The sequence below is a fragment of the Acinetobacter sp. GXMZU3951 genome (genome assembly GCF_054457875.1).
In genome coordinates this window covers 95,585-117,735 of the sequence record NZ_JBTLFO010000007.1, presented here as the reverse complement: position 1 = coordinate 117,735, position 22,151 = coordinate 95,585, and the positions used below count along the sequence as shown (strand labels likewise).

Annotated in this window: 18 protein-coding genes and 1 tRNA gene; 15 read left to right on the top strand and 4 right to left on the bottom strand. The window is 40.0% G+C overall.

Going from position 1 to position 22,151, the window contains the following annotated elements:
- Positions 1 to 169 precede the first annotated feature (169 nt).
- The 5 genes from ACX17N_RS11945 to ACX17N_RS11925 all read left to right on the top strand — a co-directional run bounded on the left by ACX17N_RS11945 (position 170) and on the right by ACX17N_RS11925 (position 3,723).
- On the top strand, positions 170 to 913 hold the full coding sequence (locus ACX17N_RS11945; RefSeq protein ID WP_458892876.1) for a HesA/MoeB/ThiF family protein: 744 nt from the start codon (positions 170 to 172) through the stop codon (positions 911 to 913).
- 47 nt (positions 914 to 960) lie between these two features.
- Positions 961 to 2,259, top strand: a complete 1,299-nt coding sequence (locus tag ACX17N_RS11940; protein ID WP_458892875.1) for an ABC1 kinase family protein — start codon at positions 961 to 963, stop codon at positions 2,257 to 2,259.
- A gap of 80 nt (positions 2,260 to 2,339) precedes the next feature.
- The gene (folB, locus tag ACX17N_RS11935; RefSeq protein ID WP_458892792.1) at positions 2,340 to 2,720 is read left to right on the top strand and encodes a dihydroneopterin aldolase; all 381 of its coding nucleotides are present in this window, start codon (positions 2,340 to 2,342) and stop codon (positions 2,718 to 2,720) included.
- A complete protein-coding gene (locus ACX17N_RS11930) occupies positions 2,677 to 3,126 on the top strand; it encodes a 2-amino-4-hydroxy-6-hydroxymethyldihydropteridine diphosphokinase (RefSeq protein ID WP_458892791.1) in 450 nt (149 codons plus the stop codon). Before folB ends, ACX17N_RS11930 begins: the two co-directional genes overlap by 44 nt.
- A gap of 66 nt (positions 3,127 to 3,192) precedes the next feature.
- Entirely contained in the window at positions 3,193 to 3,723 is a 531-nt protein-coding gene (locus ACX17N_RS11925; RefSeq protein ID WP_458892790.1) for a hypothetical protein, read from the top strand.
- 68 nt (positions 3,724 to 3,791) lie between these two features.
- Here ACX17N_RS11925 and coq7 read toward each other — a convergent pair whose 3' ends face one another.
- Together coq7 and ACX17N_RS11915 are read right to left on the bottom strand one after the other, a co-directional pair.
- On the bottom strand, positions 3,792 to 4,427 hold the full coding sequence (coq7, locus tag ACX17N_RS11920) for a 2-polyprenyl-3-methyl-6-methoxy-1,4-benzoquinone monooxygenase (RefSeq protein ID WP_458892789.1): 636 nt from the start codon (positions 4,425 to 4,427) through the stop codon (positions 3,792 to 3,794).
- Positions 4,428 to 4,430: 3 nt separating this feature from the next.
- Positions 4,431 to 5,750 carry an MFS transporter gene (locus ACX17N_RS11915; protein ID WP_458892788.1) on the bottom strand — a complete coding sequence of 440 codons (1,320 nt, stop codon included), beginning with the start codon at positions 5,748 to 5,750 and terminating at the stop codon, positions 4,431 to 4,433.
- A 200-nt stretch (positions 5,751 to 5,950) separates the two neighbouring features.
- Between ACX17N_RS11915 and ACX17N_RS11910 the strand changes: the two genes are divergently transcribed.
- From ACX17N_RS11910 to ACX17N_RS11865, 10 genes are all read left to right on the top strand, one after another.
- On the top strand, positions 5,951 to 8,716 hold the full coding sequence (locus ACX17N_RS11910; protein WP_458892787.1) for an autotransporter assembly complex protein TamA: 2,766 nt from the start codon (positions 5,951 to 5,953) through the stop codon (positions 8,714 to 8,716).
- Between the two features lie 31 nt (positions 8,717 to 8,747).
- On the top strand, positions 8,748 to 13,268 hold the full coding sequence (locus ACX17N_RS11905) for a translocation/assembly module TamB domain-containing protein (protein ID WP_458892786.1): 4,521 nt from the start codon (positions 8,748 to 8,750) through the stop codon (positions 13,266 to 13,268).
- 232 nt (positions 13,269 to 13,500) lie between these two features.
- Positions 13,501 to 13,577 (top strand) — tRNA-Met (locus ACX17N_RS11900).
- A gap of 136 nt (positions 13,578 to 13,713) precedes the next feature.
- Positions 13,714 to 13,932, top strand: a complete 219-nt coding sequence (locus ACX17N_RS11895) for a transposase (RefSeq protein WP_458892785.1) — start codon at positions 13,714 to 13,716, stop codon at positions 13,930 to 13,932.
- A 172-nt stretch (positions 13,933 to 14,104) separates the two neighbouring features.
- Positions 14,105 to 14,314 (top strand): cold-shock protein, encoded by a 210-nt coding sequence (locus tag ACX17N_RS11890; protein ID WP_458892784.1) that lies wholly within the window; start codon positions 14,105 to 14,107, stop codon positions 14,312 to 14,314.
- A gap of 277 nt (positions 14,315 to 14,591) precedes the next feature.
- Positions 14,592 to 14,951 carry a hypothetical protein gene (locus ACX17N_RS11885; RefSeq protein WP_458892783.1) on the top strand — a complete coding sequence of 120 codons (360 nt, stop codon included), beginning with the start codon at positions 14,592 to 14,594 and terminating at the stop codon, positions 14,949 to 14,951.
- Positions 14,952 to 15,198: 247 nt separating this feature from the next.
- Positions 15,199 to 15,468 (top strand): hypothetical protein, encoded by a 270-nt coding sequence (locus tag ACX17N_RS11880; protein ID WP_458892782.1) that lies wholly within the window; start codon positions 15,199 to 15,201, stop codon positions 15,466 to 15,468.
- 284 nt (positions 15,469 to 15,752) lie between these two features.
- A complete protein-coding gene (locus ACX17N_RS11875; protein WP_458892781.1) occupies positions 15,753 to 18,392 on the top strand; it encodes a bifunctional aconitate hydratase 2/2-methylisocitrate dehydratase in 2,640 nt (879 codons plus the stop codon).
- Between the two features lie 80 nt (positions 18,393 to 18,472).
- Positions 18,473 to 19,180 carry a hypothetical protein gene (locus tag ACX17N_RS11870; RefSeq protein WP_458892780.1) on the top strand — a complete coding sequence of 236 codons (708 nt, stop codon included), beginning with the start codon at positions 18,473 to 18,475 and terminating at the stop codon, positions 19,178 to 19,180.
- A 97-nt stretch (positions 19,181 to 19,277) separates the two neighbouring features.
- Positions 19,278 to 19,499, top strand: coding sequence for a hypothetical protein (locus tag ACX17N_RS11865; RefSeq protein ID WP_458892779.1), 222 nt, complete (start codon positions 19,278 to 19,280; stop codon positions 19,497 to 19,499).
- A gap of 141 nt (positions 19,500 to 19,640) precedes the next feature.
- Here ACX17N_RS11865 and ACX17N_RS11860 read toward each other — a convergent pair whose 3' ends face one another.
- A complete protein-coding gene (locus ACX17N_RS11860; protein ID WP_458892778.1) occupies positions 19,641 to 21,098 on the bottom strand; it encodes a DASS family sodium-coupled anion symporter in 1,458 nt (485 codons plus the stop codon).
- 334 nt (positions 21,099 to 21,432) lie between these two features.
- The gene (locus ACX17N_RS11855) at positions 21,433 to 21,918 is read right to left on the bottom strand and encodes an Lrp/AsnC family transcriptional regulator (RefSeq protein WP_458892777.1); all 486 of its coding nucleotides are present in this window, start codon (positions 21,916 to 21,918) and stop codon (positions 21,433 to 21,435) included.
- Positions 21,919 to 22,151 lie beyond the last annotated feature (233 nt).

The following is a 22,151-nucleotide window of genomic DNA, read 5'->3' as shown; positions in this document are numbered from 1 at the left end:
TAATAGATTAATAATTTATTTTATCGATTCGAGTTATGCTCGAGCACTAAATGCCATGCCTGTGCAAAAGTATTATCCTATATAATATTTCACTGACCATATTTACACTCACAACGGAATAGCAGTGAACGCAGTCAATGAAAGTGATCTGGAATTAACAGATGATGAAATGCATTTATATAGCCGACAGATTTTATTAGAAGGTTGGGATATTACTGCACAAGAAAAATTAAAATTAGCCAATGTCTTGATTGTGGGATGTGGTGGAATTGGTTGTGCGACGGCTGAATTGTTAGCACGTGCAGGGGTGGGAAAAATTACGCTGATCGATGCAGACCTCATTGAAGTGAGTAATTTACAGCGTCAAATTGCTTTTACTCAAGCCGATTTAGGATGTTATAAAGCCGAAATTTTGGCGAAACGACTGAGTCAAATTAATCCTTATATTGCTGTTGAATACCATATAGCCAAATTGGATGAAAATAACGCTCAACAACTGATTGCAGCGCAGGACTTGGTTTTGGATGGCTGTGATAATTTTAGCACGCGTTATTTGGTCAATCAGGTGTGCAAACAGTTCAATATTGCTTTAATTAGTGCATCGGCCATAGGTTTTCAAGGCCAACTATTTATGGTGGAAGCCGATTCTGCCTGCTATCAATGCCTGTTCCCGAAAGAGCAGCATGTTAATGAAAGTCTGCGATGTGCGGATTCAGGCGTCCTTTCGACGACTCCGAATGTCATGGCAAGTTTGCAGGCACATCATGCATTACTATATTTAGGGCTGAATCGAACCCCACTGCTACAAAAACTATTGTTGTGGGATGGTTTAAGCATGAAACAGCGGATTTTATCCTTTGAGCAAGACCTAAATTGTCCAGACTGTCAGGCAAGATCAGCCTTAACCCCTTAATTATTTGCTAAACTCTCAATATGCTCTTTTGACCACCTTCAAATATGATGAAAAATAATATCTGGCTGGATGGACTGCGTTCAGTTGCCCGTATGGGTGAAACAGCAGTCGTTGCTGCAAAAGCAGGTTTTAAATACGCGACTGAAAAGCCGAGTAATGCCAAGTTAATGCGTGAAACTTTTGAGGATTTAGGCTCAACTTATATTAAATTGGGGCAGTTTATTGCCAGTACGCCGTCCTTATTTCCGCGTGAATTTGTTGAAGAATTTCAGGGGTGTCTAGATCAAACTCCGTCATTACCCTTTAGCTATGTTCAACAAGTTTTAGCCTCTGAATTTGCAGGACGGAATTTAGATGAAATCTTTGCGTCTATTGAGGAAAAGCCTTTAGCTTCTGCATCCATTGCGCAAGTGCATGCTGCGAAACTGGTCACTGGTGAAGACGTTGTGCTGAAAATTCAGAAACCTGGCGTAGAAACCATTCTCTATACCGACTTGAATGTGTTGCACTGGGCCACCAAAATTTTGGAAAAAGCAGTACCCAAAGTGAAGTTTGCTTCTTTGGCTGATATTGTGGATGAAATTAAAACACGTATGGTGCGTGAAGTTGATTTTATTGAAGAAGCACAAAATATTGATGATTTTGTAAATTATTTAAATATTACGCAAAATAAGGCTGCAACAGCGCCGAAAGTCTATCATCAATATTCGACGCGCCGTGTGCTTACCATGCAGCGACTGTTTGGTGTGCCATTAACCGACTTTGAAATTGTAAAGAAATATGCCAAAGATCCGTCACAGGTGTTGATCACGGCCATGAATACATGGTTTGGTAGCTTGATGATGTGTAAGAGTTTCCATGCCGATTTGCATGCTGGAAATTTAATGCTGCTAGAAGATGGTCGTATTGGTTTTATCGACTTTGGAATTGTGGGGCAATTGAATCCTGAAGTCTGGACAGCGTGTATGGCATTTATGGATGCGTTGCAGCGCACAGATTATAGCCTCATGGCTGAAAATATGCTGAAAATGGGCATGACCGATGTCGCGGTTGATACCAAGGTTTTGGCAGCTGATCTGGAACGCTTATTTAGCGGTGTATTACTGGCTGATCCACAAGAAATTTTAAGTTCAAATCCTGCGGATCTAAATGACGTGATGATGGATATGGTTGCTGTGGGTGAGCGTCATGGTATCCGCTTCCCGCGTGATTTCGCGCTCTTGTTTAAGCAAATGCTATATTTCGATCGTTTTATGCGCGTCCTTGCGCCTTATACCGATATTTATGCAGACCAGCGTTTACAAATGGTGCAAACTATCGATCCGAATTTGATGTTAAAAAATTAAACCTCAAATTTTCTTGATCAGTTCATGGCTTTAGGTCGAGTTTTTAAGCCATGAACCATCTGAAATTTAAGAGTCAGGTTATGGATGCAATTGTAATTGAAGGTCTAAAGGTTAATACGGTTATTGGCTGTTTTAATTGGGAAAGACAAATTGTTCAACCCTTAATGTTGGATTTGATCATTCAAACTGATTTAGAGACTGCAGCCAATTCTGATGAATTAGACGACACTTTAAACTATGCTGAAATTTGTAGCATTTCTGCCAGCGTCATTCAAAAAGCTCAACCAAAATTAATCGAACATGCTGCAAAATTGGTACTCAATGCGCTTTTTACTACCTATCCAGTGATAGAATCGATTAAAATTACGATTCGTAAGCCTGCCATCATTGCAGAAGCAAATTCTGTAGGAATTCGTCTTGAACGCCACCGACACGATTTTCGCCTTAGCACTGGCGAGTAACCTCAATCCTCAGCACAATTTTCAATATGCACACCAACGCATTTGTGAACTTGGCTCCGTTGAATTCTCCAATATTTATATTATTCCTTGTCGGGATGGTGTAGGGGAAGACTATTGGAATGCGGCTTGTTTATTACGTTCATCACTTCAACCCGAACACATTGTTGAATGCTTAAAACAGTGGGAAGCTGCATCAGGACGTGTACGTCCTTCGCACCAGATCTCACTTGATGTTGATTTGATTGCTTGGGGTGAATCTTTGCAGCAGATGCAGTTTAATCCCAAAAAAATGCCGCTTGCACTTGATGTCAAAATCCCGATGTCGGATCTGTGGTCACATCCTTTATTTATCCATCCCGAACAGCATTTTCCTATCGTGCAATGCCAAGAAGTCATTAACATATAAAAACGAGTTGGTTCGCTTTGCTGTTTTAAAATATACAAGACAGTCGATTTAAGAGACGCTTTACTCATGAAAATTCGAATTTATATAACCGCACTCTTAAGCCTTTTGGCTGTGGGCTGTAGTTCCAACGCACCAGTCGATAACACAGGAACCACTCAGCCGACCATTCCCTCTACAGAGATGAGAAGCGATGCTGAAACCTTGTTACCAGCTTTGAAACAAGCTGTTTATCTGTATATTCAGGAACAAGCGTTGTATCAATATGCATTTGTGGATTTAAATCGAGATGGTTTACAAGATGCAGTGGTATTGTTGAGAGGAGCGAACTGGTGTGGTACAGGTGGCTGTACGCTCTTGGTTTTTCAGGGGATGAGTGGAAACAGGTTCCAACCATTGAGTAAAATGACAGTTTCGGATGTACCCGTCTATGCCTTAAATACACAAACCCAAGGTTGGTCGGATTTATCTGTCTACACTAGAGGTTTGGGACAAGTCATTTTGCAATTTAATGGACAAACTTATCCAAGTAACCCTTCATTGCAGCCAAAATATACGGGTAATTTACAACAGTCAGGCAATAAAGTTTTAATTCAATAGAAAATCTCGCCAATAAAAAAAGCAGTGTACGTCACACTGCTTTTTTAATTTAATACACACTGCGATGATTAAATATAGTAACTGGTTTTGGTCATTAGCTTAGAAATAGCGGTCATGGTCATTTTGACTGGTAAAGGCAAATCTACGCCACCTGCATTCAGCGCTGTATCACGATGATGTAATTCATCTTCATTCATTTGCTCGAGAATTTTACGGGAACGATTATCCTGAGCAGGCAGTTGGCTAATATGATGTTGTAAATGCAAGCTGACCTGACGCTCAGTTTCAGCCACAAAACCTAGGCTGTATTTATCACCGGCAATGCCCGCAATGGCACCCATACCAAAAGACAATCCATACCAAATAGGGTTGAACACACTGGTATGACTATCGAGCTCTTTTAGGCGATCTTCACACCACGCTAAATGATCTTGTTCTTCAATCGCAGCTTGTTCCATTTCGCGTCGAACATTGGGAAGTTTGGCCGTAAGAGCCTGACCATGATAAAGTGCTTGAGCACAGACTTCACCACTATGATTGACCCGCATTAAGCCAGCCACATGACGAGCTTCACTCACTGCCAAATGAGTTTCTTCTGGAGAAGCCGGATTTTCACGTTGCGCTACTGTTGTACCAGGCACTAAACTACGCAAGGCTTGGTCAAATGAGTGAATGAGCTTATCAATACCAGTGTAGTGACGCATAGGTTATTCCTCTAAAGAAACTTGGGTATTTTGCAGTAAAGGTTTTAGGCGCACTAAAAGCCAAATACTAAACAAAGCGCTAAGAACAGCTGTAATACAGAAAAGTATTTTAATATCAATTTTTAAGACACTTAAGATAATAATTGAAAAAATTGCAGAACTGACCATAAACACAGCATTTAAAATATTGTTGGCAGCAACCACCCGTGCACGATGGGAGCGTGGAGAATAGGCTTGCATCATGGCATAGAGCGGAACAATATAAAAACCGCCACTGATTCCAAGCAGCGTGACAGCCAACATCACATGATAATAACTCCAACCTTGATGGAAAACGTCTGCTAAATGTAAGAGTTCACCTGTGCGTACTGGCACAAAGGATAAACTGGCAGCCAAATATAATGCAAACACGGTTAATCCTATTGCCCCAATTGGCACCATTTTGAGATTGACTTTGCTTCCACCAAGTCTGCGACAGAGTAATGAACCAATTCCAATACCGACAGAGAAAAATGTCAGCAGCAGACTGACGACGTTTTCCGAAGCATGTAAATTTTGTTGGGTGAGTTGAGGGATTTGTGTCAGATAGGTGGCGCCATAAAACCAATACCAAGAATTTCCCAATAAGACTAAGTAAACTAAGGGAATACTTCTGGCATATCTTAAGGTTTCAAAACTGGTTCTCAAAAAATTCCAATCGACTTTGATGTCAGGCGACGTCACATTTTGCTTTAAAATAAAACGACTGGCGATAAAACCGAGTATCGCAATTGTCACAATCGTGATGCTGATCCAGAGTAAATTCCCTTCTGATGCGGAAATTACCGCTCCACCCAAAATCATACCAATTAAAATGGCCATGGATGTGCCAGACTGAAATAAGGCATTTCCCGACATCAATTCATTGGGTTTTAGAATTTCGGGCAAAATTGCATATTTAATCGGACCAAAGAAGGTGGAGTGCGTGCCCATTAAAAATAAGGCCAGCAATAAAAGCCATAAATGTCCCAGTAAAAAGCCGGCACTACCAATCAGCATAATGATAATTTCTAGCACTTTAATGCCTTGAACCAAGCGTGCACGTTCATATTTGTCGGCAATTTGCCCAGCAGTGGCTGAAAAAATGAAATAAGGCAGAATAAACAGCAGGGCCGCCAGATTATTCAAAGTGCTCACATCGGCATTTTGCTGGTTAATCCAGCCATATGTAATGACGAGTAATAAGGCCTGTTTATAGACATTGTCATTCAATGCGCCAAAAAACTGAGTCACAAACATCGGTAAAAAACGACGTGAGCTTAAAAGATGTTCTTTTTTTTCCATGACAATGTGAACTTCATAAAGTTTTATTAAGAAATGTGAGCATCTGGTAAAATAGCAAAGAAAATCATGTATGATATTTTAATCCTATGCTGTGGTGAAAAATCAATAAAATTGAGTTCTTTGGCCAGTATGATTTTTGAACTTTCCACTATAAATACGAAGGGCTACAGAATAGACCCATCATGAGTTTAGAGTATTCTATGCTTGTTAAGATCAATTTTAAAAAGTCACCACTGACATTGAGTGTGAACTCGATCATGCAGTGGAATCATACCAACAAAAGATTGTGTTTGAGTGCTTTTTTAATATTTTTTGCCCATTATAGCTTCGCGCAAGAAGTGGATGCCGTTTCCGCAGAAAGTGCCACGCTGAGCAGTATCAATCAAGCAGCACAAGATGAATTGAACGCGCAAATACAAGCAGAGACCCAAAATCTAAGTCGCGCGCAACAAGCGGAAAAAGTAGAACACGCCAAAAATACCGACCCTGCATTAGATAGTTATACCATGCTGCAATATCAAGAGCAGCATACCAATGAAATAGAGGTATTTAAGCCGATCACGTTTGATGAGCTTGCAGAGCTGCCAGTCGCTCCTGTGGATCAGGAGATGGCAAACGAAATTTATAATGTTGCCAATGAAGCAAAAGCCGAAGCGGAAAAATATCGTGTAGGTCAAACCCAAGACATGGTGGTGGCAAATCCGACTCCGCAAGAGCTCACTGAAATTAATCAGGCTCCTGTAAATGTTGATCAGTTAATGTCTAGCATTCATGCGGACAGTAAAATTGTGGTTGAAGCGAATGAATCGGGCAAAACACTGGCTGAGTTAGGGCTTGAAACTGCAACCAATGTGGAAGAGGAAAAAGGATTTTTTAAACGTTGGTATTATAAATTACGACCATCCAAAAATGATTTAGAAGTAGCTAAAGTACCTCGTATTAAAGCTGATGTTGTCATGGTTCAAGCCACCAATACCAATCCTGATTTACCCGAAAAAGAATATCAGCAGGCGATCACCAATTTAAAAAATAATGTGAACGCCAAGCTTTCGAGTTTTACCCAAGAGTCTTATGGCGATTTTAATGCGGCCTTACCACAATTACGGAGTTTGGCAACGCTAGCAGCACAGGCTGTCGGTTTTTATCAAGCCGAATTTAAATTTGAAAAAACCAGTGAAAGCAAAGTTACGGTTTATATTAAGCCTAATATGCCAGTCTTGGTTGAAGAACAAAATATTGAGTTTTCAGGCGCTGGCGCTAATCGTCCTCAATTCCAAGTGATTAGTGTTTTACCAGATTTGGATATTGGTGATGTATTGAATCATGGCTTATATGAGCAAACCAAACAACGCATATTAGAAGCGGCTGGTAACAACGGTTTTTTTGATGCCTATTGGCGTTTACATGATGTCAAAGTCGCTCAGCCGCAAAATACCGCGGATATTAATCTTCGTTTTGAAACGGGTGAACGCTACAAACTGGCAGGTGCAGAATTCCGTATGAGTGATCCTTCCAAGCCATTTCCGCTGGACATGGATATCTTAAGGATGATGGTGCCTTGGGAAGATGGCGCAGATTACACCTTATGGCGTGTGAATACCTTAGCCAATAACCTGACTAACTCAAGGTATTTTAATTACACCTTGGTGGATGCGGTAAAACCAGATCCTGTGATAGTACCCTTAGAATTGCCACCCGATTTGCAGGCATTGGTCGATCAGGAGAAGCTGGCTGAAAGTGATTTACAGGTACAAAATCAACAAGAGCTGAATGCGGCTAAAGAAGTGACGCAATCGGTGGTCAATGAAGAACAATTTGCTGGTACGGAAGATCAGGAACTGGACTCAGAAGTTCAAATTCAACGTGCTGCGCAGAATGCTCGCTTGGAAGAGGAAGAGCGCCTCAAGCTACAGGCACGTGAAGAGCTTAAAGTCCCTGTGATCGTTACTTTAAATGCAGATCGCTTAAATAGTGCGGAAATTGGTGCCGGTTGGGGATCCGACACGGGACCTCGTTTAAGAACCACTTATCGTCGTTCGATTGTCAATTCGCGTGGGCATTCTTTTGATGCCAACTTAGAGTTGTCGCAAATTCGCCAGGCGGTAGATGGTCGCTATAACATTCCTTATAACCATCCACTCAATGACTATATTAGTTTGGTCGGTGGTTATGAACGTGAAGAACGTGATGATGTAGCCAAAGGGAATGGGTTAACGATTGAATCTGCCGTGATTGGTGGAGACCGAATTATTAAAAAACCAATGGGGAATTGGCAACATACCTTCGGTGTGCGTTATCGACTGGATCGTTTAACTCAGGAAGGCGTTGTGAATGAAAACGATATTCCTGATGCGTTCTTAGCCAGCTCGGATACTGAACAACAGTCTTTATTGTTGGGCTATGAGGCTTCACGGGTCGATATGGATAGACGTGTCAATCCAACCCAAGGTTTTAGGCAAATTTATAAAGTTGAATTGGGGAGTGAGGCTTTACTCTCAGATGCAGATATGGCCATATTAAATGCTGGTTGGCGTTTTATTTATTCACTGGGTGACGAGAATAATCATCAATTGATTGGTCGCAGTGATTTGGGCTATATCGTGACGGAAGATTTTAATAAAATTCCTTATAACTTGCGTTTTTTTGCAGGCGGAGACCAGTCGATTCGTGGCTTTGATTATAAGAATTTATCTCCAGAGGTTGATGGTTATAAAGTCGGGGGACAAGCTTTAGCTGTCGGCTCATTGGAATACAATTATCAATTTAAAGAAGGTTGGCGTGCAGCGGTCTTTAGTGATTTTGGTAATGCTTATGATAAAGATTTTAGTAATGATACCGAATATAGTGTGGGCTTAGGGGTACGTTGGGAATCTCCGATTGGGCCACTGCGTATTGATGTTGCTTCAGGCATATCGGATGAAGGTCACCCGATTCGATTGCATTTCTTTATTGGTTCACCACTTTAAAATTTAGACTTTATTTGTACTTGAGAATGTTATGGCTGAAGTAGAACAGCAAAAACAAGAGTTACCTGAAGCACCGACACCTAAAAAACGCCGCGTTTTTAGGAGTGTGATCTTAACGCTGTTCATTCTTATCGTTTTGTTAGTTTCAGCTTTTGCCATCATGTTTTCGACGGATAAAGGCAGTAAGTTTTTATTAAACCGTGTACTTGAACGTCAGCATATTATTCATTATGAATATGAAGGCGGTAATCTTTTAAAAGGAATTATTCTTAAAAATGTTAAGGTGACGCTGGCAGCGGTAGATGTAAAAATTGACCGTGCAGATGTGACTCTGGGTTGGCGTGCCTTAGTGCATAAAGAAATCCATTTATACAGTGCTGATGTGCGTAATTTGCAAATCATCACCAAATTACCCCCAAGCGATAAGCCATTCGCATTCAAAGAAATTAAGCTGCCATTCACGTTGCGTTTAGATCATGCTGACGTCGATCATCTATTAATAAAAACCCATGCAGCGTCGGTCAATTTTAACGATATTGTGCTGAATGAAGCCCTTTGGTCAAACACCAAATTAGAATTTAAAGACTCTAAAGTGGATATGGGCTATTTATCTATCCGTAATGCTTCTGGTGATATGGATTTTCATGGGAATTACCCGTTGAATGCAAAGGCCTTGGTGAATATTCCTGCACTGAATCATAGTTTGCAAGTTCGAGATATTCATGTGGTGGCTAAGGGGAGTTTAGACACCATTAGTGCTGGCTTTGCGACCAATACACCAGATTTAGTGTCGGGCTGGGGGGTTGTTCATCCTGTACGGAGTCATGTCCCTATGTTTGGCCAATTACAATTTAAGAATTATCACTGGCCATTACTCACTGAGCAGAAATTATTTACTCAAGCAGGAGTTTTACATTTTCAAGGCAATATCCAACGCTTAAATTTAGGTTTATCTACCGATTTAACAGGGCAGAATATTCCCAAAGGTAAATACACGGCAGTGATGCATACCGATTTAATTCATCAACTCAATATTGATCAATTTAATGGTCAGGTGATGAAGGGGACGGTCACAGCAAAAGGACTGGTAAGTTGGCAAAAGCATGTACATTGGGATGTGCAAGGTCGTCTGAATAAAATTGATCCGAACGATAAGTTGATTCCGCATGTGGTGAAAGATTTCTTGCCACCAAGCTTGGATGCCAAAATTGCTTCGACCGGTCGTTTGGAAAAAGGGCTACATCTCACTGGTTTGGTTGATTTTGATCAGTATGAAACTTGGAATCTGAAACTGAATCAAGATGAAGCCAAAGCGAAACAACCATCGCCGTTGCTGCTGGATATCGCATGGAAGGATATTGACCGCGCGATGCCTTATATTGGTTGGTTGAAAAGTGACTCAGGGGATGTACAGCTGCGTTTACTAGAGGGTCAGCAAAATATTCTGGTATCCACTCAGGTCGGGTTGCATGAAAGTGCTTTACTACCTGAAGGGGCTTATAAGGCGCAATTAGAACTGAAAAAGAATGTCTTGAAAGTTCCAAGTTTTAGCTATGTTGCGCAGAAAGGAAGTCTTACAGGTCAAGCCAATATAATCTTGCCGACCGAAAAGGCCCAATTAAAATGGGATGCAAAACTTAATGCAAAGGATTTTAATCCACAAACGGTTGTTGCGGCAGCCCCGGTAGATTTGGTCAATGGACAAGTCTTAGCCAGTGGTTATGCCAAGCCCAATCAACATATTATTGAGCTCAAGTCAGTTAACTTGACAGGGCATATGCCACAGCAAGCGCAGCAAGAGTCTGTGCAATTAACAGGTAAAAGCACCATTGCCGTTTTATTCCATGACCCGAAATCGGGAGGTGGTTTTAAAAGCTTTGCAGTCAATTATGATGGCGCCTTGAAGTCGAGTAAAGTTAAAGAAAGCAATGGTTTATTAAAAATTAAAATTTCTGGCACACCTCAGTTTTTAAACATTGCTGAATTCCAGCATGATGGCGCTGCAGGAAAAATTCAGGCCAATGGCAAAATTGATTTAAGCAAGGGGATTGGTTGGAATATCAAAGCGTCGTTAATTCATTTTAAACCGCAATATTTTGTGTCATTACTGCGGGGCGAGCTGTCGGGTAACATCCAAACGGAAGGGTTCTGGTCGGAAACCTTAAAACGAATTAATATTCAGAAACTGAATGTTGCTGGTTATCTCAATAATAAACCGGTGCGTGGTACAGGTAACTTGGCGCTGGTCTTTAATAACAATCAGAAAGGCTTCTTGCCACAACAATTTGAAGCCAATAACTTGTTTATGGCCTATGCACAAAATCAGATTCAAGCCACAGGTAATGCTCAAAACTTAAGAATTAAAGTGAATGCCCCTGCCTTGTATGAGATCTACAGTGGATTACGTGGTCGCGCTTATGGCTATTTAAATGTACAGTCTCAGCCGCGGTTACAAGCTACGGCTAATCTGGCAGTAGATGATTTCCGATTCGGAAATTTACTAAGTATGCGTAAGTTACGTATACAAGGACAGTTACCAACTGCTGAAACGACTCCAACTTTGCTGAAAGCGGAAATGAATAATTTACGTAGCGGCAATCGTGAAATTGAAAATGGCATTGTGACTTTGGCGGGAACGCGTAAAGCACATGTATTAAGAGTACAAGCCAATAACCGTCTTAGTCAGTTTTATGTGCAACTTGCAGGTGGTTTCAATGGTCAAAATTCTTGGTTAGGACAAATTCAAAAGGGTGATTTTGACTCGCTGCGGGTGCGTTTGGTACAACGTCAAAATGCTTCAGTGGTCTATAATCAAAACACCGCAGAGCTGTTTGTAGGGGCACATTGTTGGGCGAGTCAACAGAGTCAACTCTGTTTCGATCAGCCAATACGTATCAGCAAAGCCAAAGGCAATATTTCCTTTGTCACGAAAAATTTGGATTTAAACGATTTTGCAGCATTTATGCCAGAGGGATTGGCCATTACAGGTAAAGTCAACGGCTATGCTAAAGCGGCATGGGCGCAAGGCACTAAACCTAAAATTGACGCACGTTTGGTCACGCGGCAAGGTGTTATTGGAATTGCAGCCGAAGATCCTCAAGATCCTGGTTCTACTTTACGATATGACGAAATTTCGGTCATTGCGAAAAGTGTGCCGCAAGGTCTGCAAATGCGCTTTGACGTGAAAACACCTGAAATTGGTACGGGTTATGCCAACGTTATTATTGACCCGTATAAACCGAATAAACCGATGCAAGGTGAAATTGCCTTCGATGAGGTGCAACTCAAAGTATTTAAACCCTTTATTCAAGATATCCGTACATTGAGTGGGACATTGTCCTTTGCAGGGAAGATTGGTGGTCAGCTTACTGCACCACGCTTAACTGGTGAAATGCGTTTAAAAGATGGCGCGATCAGTATGATTTCACTGCCAGTAAACTTGAGCAATATTCAAGTGTACTCATCGATTCAGAGTGATCACGCAACGATTAATGGCGCGTTTAATAGTGGGCAAGGTGTGGGTTTGCTGACAGGAAATGTCGACTGGCGTGGCGAACCGCGTATTCAGTTACATTTAAAAGGCGACAACTTGTTAATTCGCCAAGCACCACTCATTACTGCGTTAGTCACGCCAGATTTTAGTCTAGATGTCACACCTTTCCAGAAAAAACTGGTGTTAAAAGGTGAAGTAAATGTACCGCGTGCTTTGATTTCAATGCCTGAGTCTTCTGCGCCTGTTGTGAATGTTTCCTCGGATGTCAGAATTGTGCATGAAGGACAAGACCAGTTGGCCATTCTTAAATCGGCACGACCTTGGGACATTAAAGCCGATGTCTTGATTAACTTGGGTAATCAGGTGGTATTCCAGGGTTTCAATAGTCGAATTCCATTGGTTGGTCGTTTATATCTTTCACAACGCGGGGTAGAAGCTGCCATGCGTGCCAATGGTGCGATTGGGGTAAGCCAGAAAGTTAAAATTGAAGCCTATGGACAAAGTTTAGATTTAAACCGAGCGATTGCACGTTTTAATGGTCCATTGGCGAATCCGACACTCGACGTAGATACCAATAAAAATGTACAAGGCACGATTGTGGGCGTACGTGTGACTGGTACTGCAAGTAATCCAAATATTCAGGTCTATAACGATGGCGGTTTGTCTGAACAAGAGGCAATGAATGCGATTATTACAGGCCGTATTAATGAAGGTGCGAATAACATTAATCAGTCAGAAACCTTCAAGTCAGATGTCAATAATACGATTGCTGCTGCGGGGATCAGTATGGGCTTAGGTGGCACACGTGCCTTTACCAACCAACTCGGTCGTTCATTTGGGCTCAGTGGTTTGGCTTTAGATGCACAAGGAACGGGTGATGACACACAAGTGAGTGTGACAGGCTATATTACACCAGATCTCTATATTCGTTACGGTGTAGGTGTGTTTACGCCAATCAATAAATTGACGCTACGCTACCAAATGAATCAACGTTTATATTTGGAAGCGAGTCAATCTGTCGATCGTGCAATTGATATTTTTTATAATTGGCGCTTTTAATTTCTGTGTATTTAATAAAAAGCCATAAATATATGGCTTTTTATTTTAGAATGTATTTTTAAATAGGTTTTGTTGTTTTAAGTGATATAAAACAGTGGTTTTAGTTTAATTTTTATAGAGAGTGATGAGTAAATATATGTTGAAGAGGTTTTTTTAAAGATAAAATATAAAAAATTAATTTAAATATAATTTGCTTTATTTATAGCAAGAGAGTATAACTGTCTCACTCAGTTGCGGGGTGGAGCAGTCTGGTAGCTCGTCGGGCTCATAACCCGAAGGTCGTTGGTTCAAATCCAGCCCCCGCTACCAATTTTATTTTTATTTGTGATATAGATTTTCCAGTATATTGAAGTGTAGCAAGTTATTGTATTTTCAAGTTATTAAAAGAAGATTTAAGACCCCTCTTTAAGTTTTTCACAAATGCTCAAACGATGAGTAATTTATATTGAATTTATCAGTAGAATGGCAACAAGCCATTGCAGTTAATGGTCAATTAATTGATGTGCAGTTAATTCCCCTAATGCGAAGCCAAAATACCACATCTGGTTTTGTTGGTGTTGAAGTGGGAAAAATGATCGAACTTAGATCAGGTGAAAAAATAGACCTGAACTTAGATGGTCGAAGTTTTTATATAGGTTTAAATCAACTTTATAAGTTGATTTAAACAACATATTCTTAACCTTAAATCAGAAAATATTTTTGGTCAAAGAGTTTGGGTAATCTAGTTTTGAAGTTTTAAATATTTAATTGTAAGTCTGCTTTTAATGTCAAAATTTCAAAATTAATTATTTTAATTTTGTTTAATTTAAGCGAATAAATGCTTAATAGGAATTTTTATGTCAAATACTGTGACTGGTACAGTTAAGTGGTTTAATGAAACTAAAGGCTTTGGCTTTATTGCCACTGATTCTGGTGAAGACGTTTTTGCTCATTTCAGCGAAATTGTTAGTAACGGTTTCAAAGTTTTACACGAAGGTCAACGTGTACAATTTACCATTACGCAAGGTAAAAAAGGTTCGCAAGCAAGCGGAATCGTTGCGGTTTAACTTGTATTTTGAGAGAGACTCTCAAAATAGTTGAACAGTAAAAAAGCTCATCACAAGATGAGCTTTTTTTTTGTGTCATAAAACGACATGCGAAATGAATTGCTTTAAAAAATGATGACTTTGCAATGTATGGATGATGTGAGCGAGAAAAAATCTATAAATCAAATGAGATAGAGTCATTAAAACTCGATATGCAGTCATTTCAGCCGATATTGTAGATAGATTTCTTATTTGCCAGAAGTTTGAGTATCATAGGGCGCATAATTGGAGAGTATTCATGAAAAAAGTGTATTTGTTGGCTGTGATGGCAGCACTGGTCGGATGTTCTGAAAAGAAGCCATTGACTCCTGAAGAACAATGGCATGGATACTGTACCAGTATGGGCAATGCGGCTCGTTCAATTATGTTGGATCGTCAAAGTGCGATTGAAAAAGATAAAGCAATTGAACATGCCAAAAAAATTGATGATGAGTTTACCCGAACTTTTATTCTGGACATCATCGAGCAAGTCTATGCGCTTCCTGAAGCAGAAATTAAGCAAGATAAAGATGCTGCAAGAGATAAGATCAAGGCACAGATTACAGAGAAGTGTTTGGTCACACCGCACGATAAATTACCAGAATATAAGCAGTTCTAATCGTTGCTACAGCTATTCTGTGTTTTAGATAGCCTTGCTTGACCATAAGCCTTGTGCAATGCAGCACAAGGCTTATTAATTTTTAAACTTTGAATAAATTAATCAGATTGACCACCCTGTTGGTCGCGCAAGAAAATAGCCTAAGCATTATCAAATTTAACGGCCTAAAATGCATGATCTGTATAGTAAATAGGCAGCTTTTACATAATAATTAAAAACGCATAATAACAATCAAAAGGGGTGTAATATGGAAGTTGTCGCATATCTGAATAATGCTGATCTTTTGTTAGAAGATGAAACTGGATGTGTCGTAATTGGAGGAAGCCATTACCTATTAACACTTGGAGATCGTGTCTTTATTCAACATCCGATTGATAAGGATGCAAAATTGTATGCCGTAAAAATTTCCTTTGTTGGTGCAGCACATATGATGCTGCATGATGATGAAATTCAGATCAAGTTTGAAGGCAGTAAAAGCGCTTTAACAGGCTATTTACAGCAAACAACTGTCCACTAAGGTGGTATGTTCATTTATCACCAAATCAGGCAACATCAAACCTGCCTTTTTTATGCCTGATTCAATTAAATTGTTACTGGGGTAATGTATAACCAATTATGTTGATTTTTTATGTCATTTGAGTGCCATCATTTCGCCATAAAATAATGAGCATCACAAAGAAACACTTTACTTGCATTAACTTTTAACTGGATTTTTAGTAGAATTTTGCTGTCCATATTATCTGTGAAGCTTTGCATAAGCTGGAATTCATAGATAATTTTTTAAAAAAGAGGAATAACACCGTGCTAGAAGCTTACCGCCAACACGTTGAAGAACGTGCCGCACTCGGAGTCCCACCGAAGCCACTTGATGATGCTCAAACAGCTGCATTAGTTGAATTATTAAAAAACCCACCAGCTGGTGAAGAGGCGTATTTAGTCGACTTACTAGAAAACCGTGTTCCAGCGGGTGTTGACCAAGCTGCATATGTAAAAGCTGCTTTCTTAGCTGCGCTTGCAAAAGGTGAAGCGACTTCTCCATTAGTTTCTAAAGAACGTGCGGTTTACTTACTGGGCACTATGCTTGGTGGTTATAACGTAGCACCTCTTGTTGAGCTTTTAGACAATGCTGAATTAGCTGGCTTAGCTGCTGAAGCGTTGAAAAAAACTCTTCTTGTATTTGATGCATTCCATGACGTTGCTGACAAAGCGAAAGCGGGCAATGCAAATGCACAAGCAGTTCTTCAGTCTTGGGCTGATGCTGAATGGTTCACTAGCCGTAAAGATGTTCCTGAAGAAATCAAACTTACTGTATTCAAAGTAACTGGCGAAACCAACACTGATGACTTGTCTCCAGCTCAAGACGCTTGGAGCCGTCCAGATATCCCATTACACGCGAATGCGATGTTGAAAAACGTACGTGATGGCATCAATCCAGAAGTTCCTGGTGAAGTTGGTCCATTGAACCAAATTAAAGACCTTATCGCGAAAGGCAACCAAGTTGCTTACGTAGGTGACGTTGTTGGTACAGGTTCTTCTCGTAAGTCTGCGACTAACTCTGTGCTTTGGTTCTTCGGTGACGAAATCGCGCACATTCCTAACAAGAAAGACGGTGGTTACTGCTTAGGTGGTAAAATTGCGCCGATCTTCTTTAACACGATGGAAGATGCGGGTGCATTACCTGTAGAGATCGATGTTTCTAACATGAACATGGGTGACGAAGTTACTCTTAAAATCGATCACGCTGCGGCTAAAGTGACTGCGTTCAAAAACGGCGAACAAATTGCTGAATCTGAACTTAAAACTCCAGTACTTCTAGACGAAGTTCGTGCTGGTGGTCGTATCAACTTAATCGTTGGTCGTGGTTTGACTGCTAAAGCGCGTGAAGCTTTAGGTCTTGCTCCATCTACATTGTTCCGTACTCCAGTACAACCTGCTGCAACTGGCAAAGGCTTCACTTTAGCTCAGAAGATGGTTGGTCGTGCATGTGGTCTTCCAGAAGGTCAAGGCGTAATTCCTGGTACTTACTGCGAACCTAAGATGACGACTGTAGGTTCTCAAGATACAACTGGTCCTATGACTCGTGACGAGTTAAAAGACTTAGCTTGCTTGGGCTTCTCTGCTGACCTCGTTATGCAGTCTTTCTGTCATACTGCTGCTTATCCAAAGCCAGTTGACGTACAAATGCAACACACGCTTCCTGACTTCATCATGAACCGTGGTGGTGTATCTTTACGTCCAGGTGACGGTATTATCCACTCTTGGTTAAACCGTATGTTACTTCCAGATACAGTAGGTACTGGTGGTGACTCGCATACTCGTTTCCCAATTGGTATTTCATTCCCAGCGGGTTCTGGTCTTGTAGCGTTCGCTGCAGCAACTGGTGTTATGCCGCTTGACATGCCAGAGTCAGTGCTTGTGAAGTTCAAAGGTAAAATGCAGCCTGGTATCACTTTACGTGACCTTGTACATGCGATTCCCTACTATGCAATCAAAGAAGGCGATCTTACTGTTGAGAAAAAAGGTAAGAAAAACATCTTCTCTGGTCGTATCTTAGAAATCGACTTGTCAGAAATGGAAACTGATTTGACAGTTGAACAAGCATTCGAACTTTCTGACGCTTCTGCTGAACGTTCTGCTGCTGGTTGTGCAATCACGCTTTCTGAAGAGAAAGTTGCTGAGTACCTACGTTCTAACATCACAATGCTTAAGTGGATGATTTCACAAGGCTATGGTGATGCGCGTACGATGGCTCGCCGTGTTGAAAACATGGAAAACTGGTTGGCTAACCCATCACTTCTTAAAGCTGATGCTGATGCAGAATACACCAAAGTGTATGAAATCGACCTTGCTGACATCAAAGAACCTATTCTTTGCTGCCCGAACGATCCAGATGATGCAAAACTTCTTTCTGACGTTCAAGGCGACAAAATTGATGAAGTATTCATCGGTTCTTGTATGACGAACATCGGTCACTTCCGCGCAGCTGGTCAGTTACTTGATAAAGTACCAAGCGGTTCATTGTCTACTCGTTTATGGTTGGCTCCACCAACACGTATGGACGAGCACCAATTGATGGAAGAAGGCTTCTATAACATTTATGGTAAAGCTGGTGCACGTACAGAAATGCCTGGTTGTTCATTGTGTATGGGTAACCAAGCACGTGTAGCACCAAACACGACTGTAGTGTCTACTTCTACTCGTAACTTCCCGAACCGTTTAGGTCAAGGTTCTAACGTTTACTTGGCTTCTGCTGAGCTTGCGTCTGTAGCTGCGGTTCTTGGTAAATTACCAACTCCTGAAGAATACCAACAATATGCTGCGCAAATTGACAGTATGTCTTCAGATATCTACAAGTATTTAAACTTTGACCGTATTGGTGAATATACTGATGCTGCGGATAAAGTAGATACTAAGAAAATTGCTGCTGCTCAGTTAACTTAATTACTTGATAATTAAGTTTTAATGAGTTAAAAATAAGGGCTGATTAATCAGCCCTTATTTTATTAATTAAGAATTTATAGATGCAAAAACTAATTTTTGTTTTAAGAGATCTATCAGTACAACATGATGTAAAAAGCTATCAGTGGGATATTCCTGAAAATTGTCATATTCCAATACCAAGTAGTATTATTACGAATTTTGATCGAAATGTTTACCTAAAAGAGCATCTAAAAGAATGTTTAAACCACAATGATTGTCTGCTAACTTATTATTGGATTATTCAGGAATGGGGTGGTATTGGTTCATTTAAAAGAAACGATGTAAATGATGCTAAGATTATAAATTTTTTATCTGAACTTGATAAAAAGTATCTAACAAAAACCTCTTTTGAGCGTATTTCATCACTTTCTAAAGTAGCTTCTTTTTTGAACCCTAATGATTACGTAATTTATGATTCAAGAGTGATTTACGCTTTGAATTGGCTTCTTTTTAACTATGCACCTCAGGTAGATTTATTTGTACAACCAGTGGGTCGTAATAGTGACTTAATTAAATACGACATGCAGACGATCTTTAGGTTGAGTGGAAAGAAGTATGTTTTTCGTGGTCACAAAAATGCATATCATCAATACTGTGATTTGATGAAAAAACTCTCCATTGAGGTGTATGGAGTAGGAAGTAAGCCATATTTATTAGAAATGCTATTGTTTAGTATTGCACCCAATGTCATTTTGAAAGATATAGAGAAGCGGGTTTTGGTGAAAATTAATTTAGAATCAATTGATTAATATTTTATAATAATATCTTGGGTTAAACTTTACATTCGATTAAATTAAACGTTTAATCTCAACATTGTTACATGATTTCTATAGTTGATTTAAGCGAATGCCCAAACAATCCCGCTTCCTCTGCATAGGTGGATTTCTTAACGGTTCTGCTGTTAAAGACCAAGCCGACAGCTTTGTCTGTGTCGAAAATGGCAAACAAGTCACTTATCGAAAAATGGAAATTTTCCATCAAGACTCATGGGATCACGACTATTATGTTTGTGAAACAACCACAGATAAGCAAGCTCGTAATTGGGTTTATGACATTAAGCCTGACTAATAAACCAGAATGTATTGTATTTAGTGCATAGTCATATAACTTGCATGCAGTTAAATACAGATGTTAAAAATCCCCTTTATGAAGGGGATTTTTGTTTAGAAAGCTTAAAACTTTATAATTGATCTTATCTCATTATTTAGATTACCAATAACCCAGCATCTTCCACCAAATTCCACCTAAGACTATAAAAATAGCCATATTAATGATGCTCATGGCAAAACCTGCTTTCCACCATTCACCAAGCGTTGTATAGCCAGAACCATAAATAATAGGGGATGTACCTGTCGCATAATGAGTCAGTGTCATCATAATGCTTGAAGCTGCTGCCATAATCAGTGCAAAGAACATTGGAGGAGCACCAAGTGCAATACCTGCAATGTAAAACGCAGAAAACATAGCGGTAATATGTGCAGTAGTACTGGCAAAAATATAATGGGCATACAGATAAGCAAATAGTAAAAGCATGGAAGCAGGAACCCAAGTTAAGCCAAGCTGCCCAATACTGGTTTGTAAAACACCTGAAAACCATGCAATTAAACCGAGCTTATTAAGAAAGGTTGCCATCATCACCAGTGCCGCAAACCAAGTCACGGTATCCCATGCACTCTTTTGAGTTAAGACATCATCCCAAGTTAAAACACCAGTAAGTAATAAAAGAGATAAACCAATAAATGCGGTTGTGGTTGGGTCTAATGTCCACATGTCCCCCAATAGCATTGCAGGAATACCCGCCCAGAGGAGGAGTAAAATTCCAAACACAGCCAGCATGATCATTTCGTGTAAGGTAATGGGTCCCATTTCCTTTAAACGGTCTTTGGCAAACTGAGCCGCATTCGGTGTTTTTTTAATTTCAGGGGGATACATAAAGTAAAGTGCAATCGGCATTAAAGCCAAAGCCACAATGCCGGGTAACACCATGGCCAATGCCCAAGTCGTCCAACTTAAGTGAATCTGGCTATTGGTGGCTTTTGCTACAAGTTCAACAACCAAAGGGTTGGGCGCTGTAGCGGTAATAAACATCGCCGAGGTGATGGGGTTGGAATGGTAATTGACCAAAGCCAGATATTTACCAATTTTACCTTCTGTACCTTTTTCAGGGTCGGAGTCAAAACTTGTCGCGATGGAGCGCACAATGGGGTGGATAATTCCACCACCACGTGCCGTATTACTTGGCGTCACGGGGGCAAGGATCAGTTCAGATAATGCGAGACTGTATCCAATACCAATGGTTCTTTTGCCCCAAACTGCAATAAAGTAATACCCAAGTCGCGCGCCTAAGCCTGTTTTTTGTAATCCTTTTGAGATCATGATTGAGATACCAATCAACCAGATTAGGGGATTAGCAAAACCACTTAATGCATCTTTGATGGCATCACTAGGGTTATCGTTGGTTACTCTGGTAATCGCAACAAGTGCAATGGCAATAATCGAAATTGCCCCAATTGGCATGGCTTTACCAATAATGGCTGCAATAACCCCAATAAACATGGCAAATAGAAGCCATGCATTGGCAGAGACATCTTGTGGAATTGGGATGAAAAACCAAATAATAAGGGTAAGTGATACTGAAATTATGGTGGGTATGAGTTTGAACCCCATTAAAGCGCACTCCAAAAATATAGTTATTATGTGAATGAATAATGAACAGTGATTATGTTGAAGTCTAGTGCGAGTAACATATTCTCAATAAAAGGCTGATTTTAATTTTGTTCAACCTATAATTGACGTCAATAACAACATAATGCTGCTCAATTCATTTTTCTTCGTAGCAGTTATATACATTTATTATGAATTTATAGTGTCAAATAGACAATAAAAAGCCCCGCTTTCGCGGGGCTAGTCGTATAGATATTTCTATACTCATATAAGGCTCATCTCATACTGCGCCTATTAAAACATAGATTTACTTAAATTGCAGTAAAAGAGTTTTCAATTATTCAATCAGCATTAAATCAGACGTGGTTGCAGACTTAAGGGGGCGTAGCGCAAAAGTAGATCGTGTATGGCGTATGCCTTTAATCGAATACAGTTTCTTTCTTAAAAAACGCTCATAATGCTCGGCATTTTTCACAGCCACTTTAACCAAATAATCGTAATCACCCGTCACTAAATGCGCTTCAATGATTTCAGGAATTTCTGCGAGGGTTTGGCTGAATTGCTCCAAGATTTCATCATCATGTCGCTCTAAAGTAATTTCAATAAAAAATAATTCATTAATACCAATGGCTTTAGGATTAATATTGGCTGTATAGCCGTCAATAATTTTTAAAGTTTCTAAACGCTTAAGTCGAGTCCAGCAGGGTGAGGAAGAAAGTCCAACTTCATCGGCCAGTTGAGCTACAGTCAAGCGCCCATTTTTGCGTAAAGCAGATAAAATTTTTCGATCTATCTTATCTAGTGTGTATTCTGTGCTGTTCAAAAATCATTCCATAGAAGAATCTTCTGCAAAATATAAATATACTGTATTTCTATGCTGAATTTAGTTAAATATAGCTAAAAAACAGGAAACATTTAGTCAAGTTTATGATTACACTGAATATATAAATCATCATCTAATGGGTTAATGGTGATGATTGAATCAATAGCACCTCTAGGGAAGGGTGACCAAAAGGTGCTATTGGTTCATTTTCTTTATTTTTTTCTATTTCATGT